This window comes from Chryseobacterium sp. G0162 (genome assembly GCF_003815715.1).
In the GTDB taxonomy this organism is placed as follows: domain Bacteria; phylum Bacteroidota; class Bacteroidia; order Flavobacteriales; family Weeksellaceae; genus Chryseobacterium.
This window is the reverse complement of record NZ_CP033922.1, coordinates 121,511-136,777: the sequence shown is the minus strand read 5'-3', so window position 1 is coordinate 136,777 and position 15,267 is coordinate 121,511. Positions and strand designations below refer to the sequence as shown.

The following is a 15,267-nucleotide window of genomic DNA, read 5'->3' as shown; positions in this document are numbered from 1 at the left end:
ATAAATTTGTTAAACAATTCCTGCAAATATTTGATATTATGGAAAATAAACAGTTTTATTGGAAAGATGTAAAAATTACACTCATGGGAACGGAAATTGATTGCAAACCTATAGAGTACATTCCCGGTAAAACTTCAATGGAATTTGAAGGATCTATTAATATTACTCGCAATGAAATAGAAGCCTTATTAAATCAAAATAAAGAGGTGAAAAAGCCTAAAAAGCTTTCCAATTATCAGAGAAAAAAAGCGTGGAAAAAGTTTTGTAAAATATTTAACATAGAGCTATGAAAAAATTATTATTGTTTTTACTGATATCTACATTCAGTTTTGCACAGCAGACAGCGCAAGTGGTCCCAGCTTCTTACCAGGTATCAAAAAAAGTTCTTGTAAAGGAATTTTCATATCAGGATCTGATCACGTTTTTTAACTCAAAAATGCAAATCCAAAATGAAGACCTTTCCGAAAATATCAATCGTTGTAAATACATCATCCAGGATGCGAAGGCAAAACAGGACTTCGGAACCGTACAGGCTTTTTCATTCATTTTGAACGGACTTCAACAAGCTGACAAAATGGGAAATAAAAATGATGCCTGGTTCAAAGTTTATGACAACGAAGGATCATACAATTTTTATACTGGTGACGAAAAGTTTATCGGAAGAGTGTATAAAGAAAAGCTGGACGAAGATTTTAACCAAAATCCGAACAAAAATGAAGTTTTTCTAATGAATTTCATGTACATTTCTATAGAGTAGTATTGGAAAAAGGAATATACTTCCTATATTTGCGATATGGGTAAACCTTTACAACGCAATACCTTACTTCGCTATAAGCTCATAAAGGATCTATATTTAGAGCATAAAAATGAGGACATCCCGGATACGGTTGTCCTCAGAAAATATATTTACCCAAAATATCCAATCAGCAGAACCACTTTAAACACGATTTTAAGCACTCCAATTGAAAAGGAACTGGATAAGCTTAACAATCATGTAACCCGATAGAGTAAATTACTCTAAATTCCTGTACGCCATCATCCCGCCTTACTTTACTGAATGTTGTTCTGATTAACGCACCGGCGTTTTCTGCCGGGTTCCAGCCTTGTAAAATTTCATGCACTTTGTTAATGAGATCCCATATTGCAAAAGCCTTTTCTTTTTGAAAAGTTGGGGCTTTGTTGCTACTGTTTGTTAGTTTCAGATTTGCGATGGTGATTTCAACAGTTAAAGTTCCTTCCTGTCTGTTCTGTGGCGTTACTCTATAGTTACGCCCGATGTTAGTAAATTGACCGGTATTGAAGTCTACCAATGCACACGGCCACTGAACCGGAATCTGCGGGCCGTATAGATCTAATTGCCCCCAATTTTCGTCAATGTACTTTAGCTCCGTTACTTCGTTCAATTTATCGTTAATTGCTTGTAAAATGTCTGTCATTGTCTTAAATTATTTAGAATTTGTTCGTTGATCTCTGATAAGTGATGATTTACAATTCTTTCTACAGAATCCCTTATTTTTGGATGCGGACCGATAACACGCCTGGAAGGAATTTTGATTTTTTTTCCGACCGGCATCAGTGCAAGCGCTTTAAATTGTTCCGCTTCAATGGATAATCTTTGGTTCCTGGCGTTGTTTAGTTGCTTGCCGGTTTTGGAACTTACTTTGATGTTACCGGATGCCTGGTAATACATCGCCCAAAAATATTTTTTCATTCGATGTGTTACGAGAATTTCGCCGCCTTCATTCTGTATTTTGGCATAAGGCATTGAATTTGAAAACACAATTTTATCACCTTGAATTTTTGCCCGGAATCCACGCCGCAAATTATTGGACCTTGCCATCATGGAACCTTTTCTGTTCACGAGCTTATTTCGTGGCCACGTTTTATCGAAAAATGCCTTTCTTTCAAAATTCCTGTCGAACTCTTCCATCACTTCCGTTTTCACGTCATTGAGGATATTTTTGTGAAATTGTTCAAAATTCATTGTTCTTTAAAATTTAGTTGTAACTTTGTGTTATTATGGCAGATATATATAAATTCAAAGGCGTTGATCTTAGAACAGCTACCGTTTACGATGTGGCTGCGGTTCTTGATGATCACCCGGCCTTTTTAGTTTCACCCGATCATGAGCTTTCCGACGAACAGGAAAGAATATTATCGTTATATTCCTATGCCGAAGAATACAACTTAACGGATCTGATTAAACAGCTGGAAGAGATCTACAAAGATGAATTAACCTCTATCCTTTAGTAAATTTTTGTTCTTTTCCAAAAACTCTTTAAATACTTCTTCCGAATATTCTTTTTGTTTTCCGAGATCTATAAGCGTTTCTACAGTTTTTTCCGAGATCTCGTATTTACTATGCTCTTTGATGGCTTTTACTAAACCTTCCATTTGGTTGGTGTACTTTTCATTCACCAGGTGAGTTTTAACAGTTTCCAGGACTTTGGCCGGATCCGCTTCACTCCATTTGATAATCTGATCATAATTGTTAACCATTTTATTATATCCGGTATTAGTTCTGTTCCTGGTAAGCTCTTCGTTTTGAAGTTTTCCGCCGAGTTTCTCCATAAATTCCGGTAAAGTCTTTCTGCTGACAAATTCGTTTGCAAGTTCCATCGTAGAAGTTTGTTTAGTTGTCATTCGCATATTACCTGGCTTATTCGCATTATGCCACAATTCGTGATGCAGTGTAGAAATTGCCCTTTCCTGGTCAAAAGTCGTCGGTTTTTTATTTTTGATATTGTTCAGCCCGTCGATTATGTGAGCGCTGATATCGGACTTTAAAGCAATAACCCCGTTCATATCCGTGAAGCCGTTAACCCCTCTTTGTTTAGTCAATTTTATTTCTTTGAACCCACGACTGAAAAAATCTTTATTGTCTTTTGCAAAGCTTTCAAAATGTCTCGTTAGATCCCTGGTTGTCTTTAACGGTTTTTCTTGAAGCGTTTTTTTAACCTGGTCCGCTCCCTTCACTTTATTGTACGGATGCTTCGGCGGGAAAACCTTTTGTTCCGCTCCTGGATTAAATCTAAAGATTGCAAGCCGGTTCTTTCCGTCCTTTCCGATCTGTGTTGTGGCCCTTTCTCCGTTTTCGATGGCTTTTTTTGAATCAGACAGCGGATATTTAGCTTTTAAAACTTCAACAACATGACATCTACAGCGCCAACCGTTCGGCGGATAATATGACAGCCAAAAAGAATCTTCCTTCGGTAACGTCGTATCTTGTAAAACCCGATGCTGTTCCCTTACTCTATCATCATTCGCAGTACGATACTGTAAATAATAACGTCCATCGGGATCCAGTGCAGCCCAATTGGCGGCGCTTTGTGAACTACTTATCGCGAACTGGTGTTCAGATTCTAAATAGTTTTGATTGTAATCTTTATTGATTTTGTTAAAATCATTCGCAAAAGCATTAAAACTTTTGATCTTTCCTTCATCATCCAAAAGCATGGATGATGCTTCCAAAAGTTGAGCATGAGTTTTTAAACCTGAAAAGATGAAAGTATCTTCCTGCATCTTTTGGAGCATTTCAGGCGGAATATCGTTGTCTGTGATTGCTGAATTTAAAACCTTGTAGGTTTGGTTTATCAGATCTTGATACGGCTTTTCTTTGATATCGTCCGGGCTGTAGCTTCCTTTTTGGTGCAAGTGTTTAAAAGCGTTTTCAGCTGCATTTAAAACGCTTTTAAATTTTGGATCGTCGTTTTCCGAAGCTAAATTAATTTTAGTAGCCTTACACTTGTCACAATTACACTCATATAGCGTGTTCAGGCGCAAATGAAGACCGTTAAAATACATTTTCGGGCTGACAGGCCGTGTACCTTCAGCCCTTAAACGAAAAAACTTTCTGCAATATTCAGATTTGCGTTTCCTGGTAAATTGTTTTGTCTTACACCGGTGATCGCAATACCAAATTTTTCCTTAACCCATTCGGGATCTATTTCATAATGTTGTAAAGCCTGAATAGTTCGATCCCATAAAGTCTGTAGATCTTCTGATATCTCCCACTGGAATATAAAATCAGCCGGAACAATACCAATTCGAGCCAGGGCCGGCATAACCTTAGTATTCATGTACATTTCTACTAAAGCCATATCGGCTAAAACTAATTTTGATAAAAGTTTTTGCCCGGAAGCATCTTTATTGTAGGATCCGTGTTCGGTATCTTGACCGATAATTGCCCCGGAAATCAAAAGCGTATTTTGATTGTCGCAGAATCTTAACAGGTTTGAATAAACGTCACCATTTGTCGAAACTCCTTTGGCCCACTCAAACTCTTCTGTTGTATCAATAATAAACCATGCAGCTGATCCCATGTCCTGCATCATTTTTTTACCACGTGCAACCGCTGCAGGATCCTGTGCATCCGTTTTATAAACACGCGGCGGAACTCCGTAAATTTCGCATAATTCGGACCAGCAAGATTGCGCAAATCTCTTAAATAAAGCGTGCGGAACCGCTTTGTTTAAAAGCCCAATTTCGCCAGCTTTTCCAAACTCTAATAACCATGTTCCAAATTCCGGTAATTCACGATATTTAACGCCTTTGTCTTCGTTGTAGTCCGGTAAAAATGTTCCGGTTCTCGAAATAATGTTTTGTCTTGGAAGTAATTCTGCTTTTAAAACAGGTTCGTTTAATCCTTCTTGCTTCCAATCAAGTTCGATTAAAGAACTTCCATAAAACCTGGAATTTAAAATCTGTGTAATGATCTCATTAAACAGCTCTGAATTTTGGAAAGTCTGCGTTAATTCCGTATCAATTTCACCGCCTTTTTTTCTTAAATTGAATGTAGATCCTAAAGTATCTTGGATCCTGTTTTCAATTTGTGATGTTAGAACGGCATCATCTAAAATATAATCATATAAATTATACAATGACCAAACCGAAGGATTATCCGCATTTTTAGTTGCATTTAATGCAGTTTTCCATTTTGCAATATCCTGTCTTGTTTGGGTGATTGTTTTTTCAACCAGCTGCGGGTAAAGTTTGTTACCGGAAGACTTACCGCCGGATCCTGTTTTAGCTGCAAGATTATGATTGTTTTTTTGCTGATATGGTTTATAAGGCTTTCCGCCTGTCTTTGCAGATAAATTGTTTTTTCTGTATCTATTTGACATGATAATTTTTATTCGTGGTTAAACTTTTCTCGACTTCCGTAAACAAATGGGTAAGTATCATTGTCACCGGTTCCAGGTGTGGTATCGTCAATCGTTGGTAAAGTATCCAGGCTGATATCTCCTTTTGATAGCATTTTAAGCCAGCTTACAGCACGATCGTAACGATCTTTAGCTGTTTCGTAGATTACATCAAGATTACAAAGCTCTATGATGTAATACTTTGCAATTGTTGCCGTATGTGAAAGAATAATTGCATTTCTCTGATCACCGGTTGCATTCATAATAGCTTCAATATCGTATCTCACAGATTTTTTACTGCTATTTGCTAAATAACTTCTTACTTCCTGTTCGGCAGCGGCTATAGCTTGCAGGGTGATGTTCTCGTTTTGTTCGGTTATTTGGTCAATCTGATAACCGTAAATAACATTTTTAAGATCTTCAATTTCTAAAAACATAATGCTAAATTTTAATAGTGACGGCTTTCTACTTGCCCGGAAGCATAGCCCAAATTGTCTTTTACGACTTTGTTATCAATCATATATTTTGCACCTTCTATGGCATCCGGTCCGTCCATTTCTTCCGACTTTTCAGAAACTCCCAGCCATTCATCTTCCATTTGCACCATCATTGGACTGTCTTTCTCTTTTTCATTGAAAATGATATCACCGTTACTGTTATCGTCTTCCATGTTGGCGATTCGATCAAACTTTTCAGCCTTTTTTCTCTTGTCTTCGCGAACCGGTAATTTTGTTCCGGTATCTTTCCGATACTTTTCTAAAAGCGGTTTTATTACTTGCTGATAATGCGGATCCTGTAAAGTGTTGTTTTCGATAAAGATTTTTTTGATGTCTATTCCATTTCGATCCAGGTAATTGAAAGCCTGGCCGATCCACTGAACAAATTCAGGGTTTGTGGCTTTTCCCAGCCAAACTTTATAAACATAGTACCGACCTTCGTACAAGCCAACAATAACAACAGCCTTAGAACTGTTCTTTTTGTTTTTGTTATTGGATGGTGATGGATCACAATAGGTAACAACTTTTTCACATTTTTTCAATGGCGGACATTTACCGTAGTAGATCTCTTTGAATGTATCGCCTTCGGCTCCGGGCTTGTTGTAGTATTCCTTCATCATTGCCCGCTTTGTAATTTTCCTTTTGCCCTTGCTGTTGTAGAACATGTTATGAATTGCTTCCTTCGTATTCTTTTCCGGCCAATTGGAATTACCTTGCGGATCCGTTAAATTCACTTTATCCCAGCAATCCGCCATTTCACCTAAAATGGTGATCGTGCAATATTTTGCGATAATATTTCCGTTGACAATGATCAATAACGGAACATTCACGGCACGTGTAGGGAAAACCGCTTCTAAAAGCCAATCTGTGGCATTTTTTACACGATCTTTATTCCTGCATTTTTCGTCCGTATCAAAGTCATCAATAATAATCCCGTCCGGTCTGTCGGCATCGTTCCTGGTTCCACGCGGTGACTGTCCTTCACCCAATGCACGATAAGAAAACCCGAATTTTGATGTAAATTCCTTATCCTCCCATTTTCCGGGATTCCTTTGTACACCATAATCGTTAATAATCCTGTTGTTTGATTCCAGGATATTTTTATACGGCGCAAGTAAACGGATGGCGTTGTCTTCGGTATTGGAAACCATTAACCAAACCTTTTTCTTTTTGGTAAAAGACAGGTATAAAGATTCCATCATAGTACGTGCAGACTTCGCCATCTCACGGGACCAGGATCGTACTTCAAACCATTCACTGTTTTTTACTACACGTTCCGTAGCTTTTAAGTGGAAAACGGCGGGTTTATGTGTACAGAAATTTGGAAAATAATAAGCAAACCATTTTTCGGGATGTGCTTCTAAATACGCAATTCTTTTTTTCTTTTCGATTTGCGTTTCGTTAAGATCTACAGGCGTACTTTTCGCAATATTATCACGAAATACGGACCATATATCCAAGTGCTTTTTATCAGATAGTTTTTTCGCCATTATGCCAAATGTTGACGGATAAACATGTCAAATAATTCGCTTGTTTTTTGTGCCTGTTCAAAATCAATATCTCTTACATATTCACAGAACATCATAGCAACCTGAACCATGTCACCGATTGACGTTTCACCTTCCAGTTTGTTGATGGCATTGGTGATCTTTACAATTGTATCTGATTCTTTGGATGTTGGAAAGTTTCCGATCTTGATCGGATAATCCTGTTCGTTAAATTTTGGATATTCCAGTTTTTCTTTACCGGAAGCATCTTTAACCTTAATAGGTTTTAGTAATTGATCAGGAACATCATAAACAATTTTACGGTTTTGGATCGTTTCATTTAGTCTTTCCAATTGTCCGTAAAGCATTTTGATTTGATGTGGCTTTGTAGTCATTAAAGAGTTACGAAGCTTTTTCCATTCCTGATCGTTTTCATTGATCCATTTGATCAATGTTTTTTCCGTTACTCCTGCCTTTTCTGCGATCTCTTTTTGAGTTAGATTTTTTTCAGTGTATAGAAACTTCGCGTAATCTTTTTGCTCTGTTTTTTTTAAGCCCATAATTATCCTATTTCTATACAAAAGTCACTTTAACGAGTACGTCAAAAAAAAATGTGTACAGTTTCTATACACATCTGTAAAGCTTTTATACAGGGCTGTTCAGCTTCTTTACAACTATTTTTTTTCATGCTGATATCCTTAAATCTTTGTCACCTCAAAACGATACAACGGATGTCAAAACAGAAATTCATTCTTAATGATGAAACTAAAAAAAACCAATACGGATTCAGAGTACGTAACTCTGGGTTAAAACTGGAACGTTTCAGGAATAACCCGGTAATGTTAGATTCACATAAAGGCGGCAATGAGGCCGTTATCGGGCGTTGGGAAGATATTCAGATAGAAGGCTCTTTGCTTACTGCTGTGGCTGTTTTTGATGATGAAGATCCTAACGCTTCCAAGATCGCAGGAAAAGTAGAACGCGGATTTATCAAAGGTGCAAGTTTAGGGCTTGATCCCTTTTCAATGAGCAATTTCGTTTTAGCTCCTGACGATACTTACGACCTTGTAGAATCCGAAGTTTTAGAGGGTTCAGTAGTCGCCATTCCTAACAATGCAAATGCATTGACTGTAAAATTATACGCCACTTCCGAAGAGAGTATCAGGGAACTTGTAGAAAATGAAGTTTCTGAAATTCTGTTGATGGCTTCCGATGCAACAAAATTTAATCTTAATAAGCAAATGAAAATCACACTTACTTTATCCGCTATTTCCGCATTAGGATTGCCGGGTAATACATTAGAACATGATTCCGCACAAGTAGAAGCGAACATCATCAAATTAAAATCTGATTTAGATGCTGCAAACCTAAAAATCACAGGTTTTGAAGAGCTTGAAAAAGACAAGAAAGCGAAATTATCGGCTGATACTGTAGATGCAGACATCAAGGCTGGTAAAATTGATGCAACGAAAAAAGCTGAATTTATCAAACTTCATGCAGAAATGCCGGATTTGTACAAAACAATGGTTACGGATGCACCGGCTAAAAACAATCTCTCTGCAACTACTGTTCCGGCTGTAAATGCTGCCGAAGTTAAAACGCTTGACGACTTCCAAAAACTTGACTTAAACGCTCAATTGGACTTCAAAAACAGTAACCCGGAAGGCTACAAAGCCCTATTCAAATAGCAACCTAACAGATACCTACAGATACCAAAAAGCTCCTGCGAACTCAAAACGGAGGGGCTTTGTTTAAAACAGTTTAACCAATTAATTACATAAAAAATGCCAGCAAATTTTCCAGAAGTTTGGAGCGCAAGAGTAATCCAGCTTTTGACTACTCAAAACGTAGCGCCGTGGTTGGATGGTATTCCAGAACTTGACACCGAAGTGATCGAAGTTGGTTCCGGGACAACCGCCGAATCAAATCTAATTCACTTACCTGTTGAAACCTTCCAACCGGAAGTATTAATCAACAATACAACTTACCCGATCCTGGTTCAGGAATTTACAGATACCGAAGTTATCATCAAGTTAGATAAATATCAAACTAAAGTAACTACTTTATCTGACGATCAAATCATGGGGGCTTCTTACCCTCGTATTGATTCTGCAACAAGAGGACACGTTACACAAATCAACTCTACAAAGTACAGAAAGGCGATTCATGCTATTGCTCCACAAGCAGACACAGCAAAAACGCCGGTTGTAAAGCTTGCAGATAACGCAGACGATGTTTATAAAGCTATCGTAGCACTAAAAGGCAAATTTGATGATGCCGAAGTTCCCGAAGAGGGCCGAAGACTTGTTTTGTGTACAAATCACTATAACGCCTTACTTGATAAAGAAAGTCGTTTTGCAAATCTTTTAGCGAACATCAATACCGGAAAGGTTGCACCAAATATCGCAGGGTTTGACATTTATCAATATGTAGCAAATCCAAAGTTCGCAGCTGCCGGAACAAAAAAACCATTCGGTTCAGTTGTAGATCCTACCGATAAACCTGTTTCTGTTGCTTTCCATAAGGATAACATCGCTAAAAAAACAGGTCTTACAAAGCAGTATTTCGCGAAATCAGACCAGGATCCGGAAAACCAAACTAATAGGCTAAACTACCGTCATTATTTTATCGTCCTACCTGCGAAAAATGAAATGATCGGGGCCATCATTTAAAGAAGTCATATTGTGAATGAGGTGTACTTATCGGCCTTAGTAGGCATTGTGACTTCTTTAGCTGGGTGGTTTGCGGCCAGACGGAAAAACCTCGCAGACGTTCAAGGCTCGGAGCTCGAAAATGTTGAAAAGGCTGTTAAGTTCTACCGCGAACAATTGGAAGACATCGCCCAAAGATGGAAGGCTGCAACTGATGAAGCAAACAGGATGAATGAGCTTTACAAAAAAGCTATTTCAGACCGTGTAGAACTAGAAATCAAATTCAAAAAGTTGACAGAAGAAAATCAGGATTTAGTCGAACAAACTAAGGCCCTAATCGAAGAGCTTAAAAAATACAAACAATTAAACGGTAAAAAAGTAAATCATGAGTGATACATTTTTCAAAGATCATCCGAACGTAAATGAATATTTCCAGACTTCGGACGGTCATAGATTCTATACAGAAAATTTGGCGAAAAATCACGCCTTTTCTACAAAAACACTTTCAGACAAAAGTGTTACAAAAGTTGAGCGCCCGGCTGAAACTGTAACAAAGGAATCTGCAAACGATATCCTGGCTAAAGTTGCAGAAATGGACCTTGACACTGCACAGGAGTACTTAGACAATGAAAACGCAGCGGATAAACCAAGAAAAACCGTTGTAGATGCCTTGTCTAAAAAAATCGAAGAACTTAACCAGGCTTAGGCAATGAGACCAAAAATATCAATATCATTTGAAAATGGCGTTATCGGTGCGGTAACGCCATTAGATACGGGGATTTTTGGATTTTTGGCATCCGCTGTGGCTGTTGTTGATGGTTTTCAATTGGGAAAAGCCTATCAAATAAAGTCAATGAAAGATGTCGCAAATCTAAAGATCGTTGACAGCATCGACAATCATAAACTTTACAAAGCTCTATCGGAGTTTTACGCCGAAGCCGGCGAAGGTTCCGAAGTTTGGATCTACGGATTTGATAAGAGTAAAAAAGTTTCTGACTGGTTTACACCGGTTGAAGGTATTACACCGGCCGAAGGTCTTTTAAATGCTGCAAAAGGCAAATTAAGAGGTCTTTTCACCATCTATGATCCTACAGCAGCGGTAACAGTTACCAACGGAATGGATGCTGATGTCCTTTTAGCAGCTGCAAAGGCGCAAACTTTATTTGAAAGTTATTCCAATTTAAAGTATGCACCATTTTTCACAATCTTAGAAGGTTACGCCTTCAACGGTGAAAAAGTAGATTTGCCGGACCTTACCGCAAGTTCTTATAATTCCGTAGGAATTTTGATCGGAGACACGGAAAAGGCTTCCGATATCCCAGCTTCAAAGGGTGCAGGTGCAGCAATCGGAGTATTTGCCGGAAGGCTTGCAAAGTTTGCAGCTCGTGAAAACCCTGGTAAAGTTAAAAACGGGCCTTTAGCCACTACTACACTATTTATCAAGGATGAGCCTGTAGAGAACTACGATGCAGAAGCCCTTTACGATAAAGGTTTTATAACATTTGCCACACATCAAAGCCGTTCCGGTTACTACGTGATGGATGCACCTTTGGCGTGTGATACAGACGATGATTATCATTATCTGACACATAGAAGGGTTATAAACGAAGCCTTTAGATTTTCCTATGATGCTTTACTGGACTTCTTATTGGATGAAGTACCAGCGAACCCGAACGGATCCATCGTTGCAATTTATGCCAAAACTATGGAAAGTGCTGTCGAAAGAAAGATCGCTAACAGCATGGGTTCTGATCTTGCCACTAATCCCGAAGATTCAAGAGATACGGGCGTAGAATGCTTCGTAGATCCATCACAAAACATTGTCGTTTCATCCAGGATGGATGTTGCTGTTAAGATCCGCCCTTTCGGATATAACAGATGGATCAATGTGAATTTAGGTTTTGAATTAACAAATAACTAAAAAAATGACTGGTACAGTAAACGGTAGAGAATACGAATGGGCGGATTTATCGCTGATCGTTGGCGGACGTGATTTAACACGATTCAGAGGTATTAAATACTCTAAAAAGATCGAACGTGAACACTTACACGCCAAAGGCAGAAACCCGCACTCTATACAATCAGGAAACGTAACATGTGAAGGTGAAATCACGCTTTTACAATCAGAATACGAAGCATTGGTAATGGCCGGAAAGGGTTCGATTCTCGGACTTTCTTTGGATGCTTTGGTTTGTTACGGAAATCCTACAAGCGGTAACGCAATGATCACGGACAGAATCGAAACATTGTGGTTCACCGAAGAGGCCAAAGAACTTAAACAGGGTGACAAGTTTATGGAAATTACTGTTCCATTCCTTGCGCTGGATATTAAACCTCAAATCTAATTTTTCATGTCAAATACAGTAGATCAAAAACAAATAGATGCCTGGAAGGCAGAACACGGCGAAGTTTTTAAAATCAGCGTTGGTGATAAATCTTGTTATGTAAAAAAACCAGGTAGGAAAGTTTTAAGCTTTGCATCAGCAGCCGGCACAAAAGATCCAATGCAGTTTAATGAAGTTATTCTGCGCGAATGTTGGTTAGGGGGTGACGAAGAAATCAAAACCGACGACGGTTTATTTCTTTCAGCCAGTGCGAAACTTCCTGAATTAATTCAAGTAGTAGAAGCGGAACTGGTAAAGCTGTAGAACAGGCGGAAAAACACATAAAAGAAAATTGGGTACAGATTGCGGATGCTCAATTACGCTATTATTTCCACATACCAGATCCAAGCCTGTTAAGCGACGATGAATGGATATCACGATACGCGGAACTTTTAATAATACGAAAAGCAGAAGCCGGAAAATAAATCATGAGTGCAAGTAACGATTTGCTGTATAATATTGTTTTACAAATGCAGGGACAAAACCGTGTTCTTGCATCTGTAAATAATATTCAGCGTTCAACCAATAACCTGGTAAATAACATTAACAGGCAGTTAAGCAGTATAAAACTAAATTCTATAATTGAAAACATAGAGAGAGTTTCGACGGCTATTGACAGCATTAATGGACCTGGTATGAAGCTTTCTACATCAATGCACGATTTGCAGGCTATGACAGGCGTTGCAGGTCAAAAATTGAAAGAAATTGAAGGTTACGCCCGTAATTCCGCAAAAACGTTCGGAGGATCCGCCGCAGAAGGTGTAGAATCCTATAAATTGATATTAGGTCAATTATCACCGGAAATCGCAAAAGTTCCGACAGCTCTTAAAAGTATGGGTGAAACGGTTGGTTATACTTCCAAATTAATGGGAGGTGATACAACCGCAGCAACCGAAGTATTAACAACTGCGATGAACCAGTACGGGATCTCATTAAAAGATCCTACACAGGCATCAAAAATCATGGCAGCTATGATGAACGTTATGGCAGCCGCAGCGGGTGAAGGATCCGCAGAACTTCCGCAAATTAAAGCAGCCCTGGAACAAACCGGGATGGCTGCAAAAAGTGCCGGCGTTTCCTTTGAAGAAACAAACGCAGCGATTCAGGTTTTAGACAAAGCCGGAAAGAAAGGAAGCGAAGGCGGTGTAGCTCTTCGTAACGTTTTAGCAACTTTAGGACAAGGGCGTTTCTTGCCTAAAGCTGTAAGAGCCGAATTTAAAGGATTGGGAATTGATATCAACCAGCTGAACAATCCGAACAAAACTTTAACAGAAAGGCTTAACATGCTTAAACCATTGTTAAAGGATTCAGCGTTAATGTCTGCGGTTTTCGGAAAAGAAAACAGTAACGCAGCGATGGCGTTAATTTCTCAAACTGCCGAAATTGACAGATTAAATGAAGCTGTCGGCGGAACTAAAACCGCATACGAACAGGCTGCCATTATCATGGAAAGCCCGGAAGAGAAAAACAAGAGGTTACAAGCTCAAATCGACGATTTTAAAATTTCTCTTTTCAATGCTACAAACGGGATGCTTGGTTATGCTTCTGTAGTAGCAGAAACGGCACAAACGATCGCAAATTTAGCCCCGGTTTACAATGGTGCAGTTACCGCAATAAAGTTCCTTACCAATGCTCAAAAAATGCAGGCTTTGTGGACACAGATTTGTACAGCTGCACAATGGTTGTGGAATGCTGCCATGAATGCAAACCCTGTTTTTTGGGTAATTACCGGAATTATTGCCCTGGTTGCAATTGTTACGCTTTGCTGGAACAAATTTGAAGGATTCCGAAAGGTAGTTTTTCAAGGCTGGGAAGCTATAAAGCTATTTGGCCGGACTATCAAAGACTTTGTTATCAACCGAATAAAAGAATTGTTATCCGGGATTCAGGGAATCGGAGCTGCGTTACTTGCGTTTTTCTCCGGTGATTGGAAAAAAGCCTGGGAACTTGGTAAAAAAGCCACGCAGGATCTTATCGGAGTAGATTCGGCAAAAAAAGCAGCTGATCAACTTACCGGCGGATGGGATCAAGCCATGAAAAACGGAAAGGCTGCCAGTGATGCTTATACCAAAAAACAAGGTAAGGCAAAAGAAAAAGTAAACGTTAATAACGGTATTGTCGCGCCTGTTGCTATTCCTGGTGCAGGTAGTGGGGCTTTCACCCCACATGGTGACGGTGACGACGAAAAGAAGAAAAAAGGGAAAAAGAAAAACGATGAAGTTGCAACCGGCGGAACAAAACATAATTACATCACCATCAATTTAAAGGATCTTGTCGGCACGTTGAATATTTCGGGAAAAGACTTCCGAGACACAACAAGCCAAATGAGAGACCAGGTATTAGACGAATTATTAAGATTAACGGCATCAGCCACAACAGCAGCAGGATCATGAAACTAACAAATGAAACCGCATTAATTGCGAGCTTATTAGGTAATAAGGCGATCGAGCAAATTCCAAGATTTGCAGCGGTTCAGAATGAGATCGCAAAACATGTCACTTATCCTATTCCTTTTTTACCGATACAGTTGAACCAAACTATTGCGGACATTCCGCAAGATTATTCGGATGTAGAACTGTGGATAAATGATAAAAAGAAGGATGAAGCAAATCAGTTTTTTCCTTTCTCATTTAGAAGCTCGAAGGAAGAAAATTGGTATTTACTACCGTGGGAACCTCTTATCAATATTAGCGTTTCAAATACGATCGCATTTAGAAAGGTTGCAAAAGCAGGAAAAAATTTGATTGGAACCATAAAAGAAAGATGGTCAACTGATGATTATCAGATCACGATCACTGGTGCGTTTTATGGTCCCAAACAGATGGGAAGCCCTGCCGAAACTTATCCACGACAGGAAATGGAAAAGCTTCGGGATTATTTATTAACCCCGGAAGCCATAGAGGTAAAATGTGAACCCTTGCAGATCCTGAACATTAATAGAATAGTGATCACAGATGTAAGTTTTCCATTTACAAAAGGCGAAAACGTACAGGCATACGAGATCCGGGCGGTAAGTGATTTCCCCTATCAGTTGATCTACAAAAGGAAAAAAGTAACATTAGACGTAGGAATGCCGACTGGCAGTTTCGATCCAAACAAAGTATAGT

At 38.9% G+C, this 15,267-nt stretch carries 19 protein-coding genes; 12 read left to right on the top strand and 7 right to left on the bottom strand.

The features are described from left to right. Positions 1-38 precede the first annotated feature (38 nt). Complete coding sequence (locus EG344_RS00670) at positions 39-290, top strand: hypothetical protein (protein ID WP_123907823.1); 252 nt, start codon at positions 39-41, stop codon at positions 288-290. Then, positions 287-757, top strand: a complete 471-nt coding sequence (locus EG344_RS00665) for a hypothetical protein (RefSeq protein ID WP_123907822.1) — start codon at positions 287-289, stop codon at positions 755-757. The genes EG344_RS00670 and EG344_RS00665 overlap by 4 nt, the downstream gene beginning before the upstream one ends. A 226-nt stretch (positions 758-983) precedes the next feature. Here the strand turns inward: EG344_RS00665 and EG344_RS00655 are convergent, their stop codons facing one another. Beyond that, on the bottom strand, positions 984-1,436 hold the full coding sequence (locus tag EG344_RS00655) for a hypothetical protein (RefSeq protein WP_123907821.1): 453 nt from the start codon (positions 1,434-1,436) through the stop codon (positions 984-986). Further along, positions 1,433-1,984, bottom strand: a complete 552-nt coding sequence (locus EG344_RS00650) for a hypothetical protein (protein ID WP_123907820.1) — start codon at positions 1,982-1,984, stop codon at positions 1,433-1,435. Before EG344_RS00650 ends, EG344_RS00655 begins: the two co-directional genes overlap by 4 nt. 35 nt (positions 1,985-2,019) lie before the next feature. Here EG344_RS00650 and EG344_RS00645 point away from each other — a divergent pair, with 35 nt between their 5' ends. After that, a complete protein-coding gene (locus EG344_RS00645; RefSeq protein WP_123907819.1) occupies positions 2,020-2,250 on the top strand; it encodes a hypothetical protein in 231 nt (76 codons plus the stop codon). Here the strand turns inward: EG344_RS00645 and EG344_RS00640 are convergent. From EG344_RS00640 to EG344_RS00620, 5 genes are all read right to left on the bottom strand, one after another. Next, positions 2,233-3,654: a phage minor head protein gene (locus EG344_RS00640; RefSeq protein WP_164464365.1), complete on the bottom strand. Its 1,422-nt coding sequence runs from the start codon at positions 3,652-3,654 to the stop codon at positions 2,233-2,235. The genes EG344_RS00645 and EG344_RS00640 overlap by 18 nt on opposite strands. Positions 3,655-3,836: 182 nt before the next feature. Beyond that, the gene (locus tag EG344_RS00635; protein WP_123907817.1) at positions 3,837-5,123 is read right to left on the bottom strand and encodes a DUF935 family protein; all 1,287 of its coding nucleotides are present in this window, start codon (positions 5,121-5,123) and stop codon (positions 3,837-3,839) included. 8 nt (positions 5,124-5,131) lie between these two features. Then, entirely contained in the window at positions 5,132-5,578 is a 447-nt protein-coding gene (locus EG344_RS00630) for a phage protein Gp36 family protein (protein ID WP_123907816.1), read from the bottom strand. A gap of 11 nt (positions 5,579-5,589) precedes the next feature. After that, a complete protein-coding gene (locus tag EG344_RS00625) occupies positions 5,590-7,128 on the bottom strand; it encodes a hypothetical protein (RefSeq protein ID WP_123907815.1) in 1,539 nt (512 codons plus the stop codon). After that, positions 7,128-7,685: a helix-turn-helix domain-containing protein gene (locus tag EG344_RS00620; protein WP_123907814.1), complete on the bottom strand. Its 558-nt coding sequence runs from the start codon at positions 7,683-7,685 to the stop codon at positions 7,128-7,130. The genes EG344_RS00625 and EG344_RS00620 overlap by 1 nt, the downstream gene beginning before the upstream one ends. Positions 7,686-7,856: 171 nt before the next feature. On the opposite strand from EG344_RS00620, the gene EG344_RS00615 reads away from it, so the two are divergent. The 9 genes from EG344_RS00615 to EG344_RS00575 all read left to right on the top strand — a co-directional run bounded on the left by EG344_RS00615 (position 7,857) and on the right by EG344_RS00575 (position 15,266). Continuing rightward, positions 7,857-8,813, top strand: a complete 957-nt coding sequence (locus EG344_RS00615; RefSeq protein WP_123907813.1) for a caudovirus prohead protease — start codon at positions 7,857-7,859, stop codon at positions 8,811-8,813. Between the two features lie 96 nt (positions 8,814-8,909). Continuing rightward, positions 8,910-9,797, top strand: a complete 888-nt coding sequence (locus EG344_RS00610) for a hypothetical protein (protein ID WP_123842096.1) — start codon at positions 8,910-8,912, stop codon at positions 9,795-9,797. 12 nt (positions 9,798-9,809) lie between these two features. Then, complete coding sequence (locus tag EG344_RS00605; RefSeq protein WP_123907812.1) at positions 9,810-10,169, top strand: hypothetical protein; 360 nt, start codon at positions 9,810-9,812, stop codon at positions 10,167-10,169. Next, entirely contained in the window at positions 10,162-10,482 is a 321-nt protein-coding gene (locus tag EG344_RS00600; RefSeq protein WP_123907811.1) for a hypothetical protein, read from the top strand. The genes EG344_RS00605 and EG344_RS00600 overlap by 8 nt, the downstream gene beginning before the upstream one ends. Before the next feature lie 3 nt (positions 10,483-10,485). Next, the gene (locus EG344_RS00595) at positions 10,486-11,697 is read left to right on the top strand and encodes a DUF2586 family protein (protein ID WP_123907810.1); all 1,212 of its coding nucleotides are present in this window, start codon (positions 10,486-10,488) and stop codon (positions 11,695-11,697) included. Positions 11,698-11,701: 4 nt separating this feature from the next. After that, a complete protein-coding gene (locus EG344_RS00590; RefSeq protein ID WP_123842100.1) occupies positions 11,702-12,121 on the top strand; it encodes a hypothetical protein in 420 nt (139 codons plus the stop codon). 6 nt (positions 12,122-12,127) lie between these two features. Then, positions 12,128-12,424 carry a hypothetical protein gene (locus EG344_RS00585; RefSeq protein ID WP_123907809.1) on the top strand — a complete coding sequence of 99 codons (297 nt, stop codon included), beginning with the start codon at positions 12,128-12,130 and terminating at the stop codon, positions 12,422-12,424. A 164-nt stretch (positions 12,425-12,588) separates the two neighbouring features. After that, complete coding sequence (locus tag EG344_RS00580) at positions 12,589-14,553, top strand: phage tail tape measure protein (RefSeq protein WP_123907808.1); 1,965 nt, start codon at positions 12,589-12,591, stop codon at positions 14,551-14,553. Next, positions 14,550-15,266, top strand: a complete 717-nt coding sequence (locus tag EG344_RS00575; RefSeq protein ID WP_123907807.1) for a DUF6046 domain-containing protein — start codon at positions 14,550-14,552, stop codon at positions 15,264-15,266. Before EG344_RS00580 ends, EG344_RS00575 begins: the two co-directional genes overlap by 4 nt. Position 15,267 lies beyond the last annotated feature (1 nt).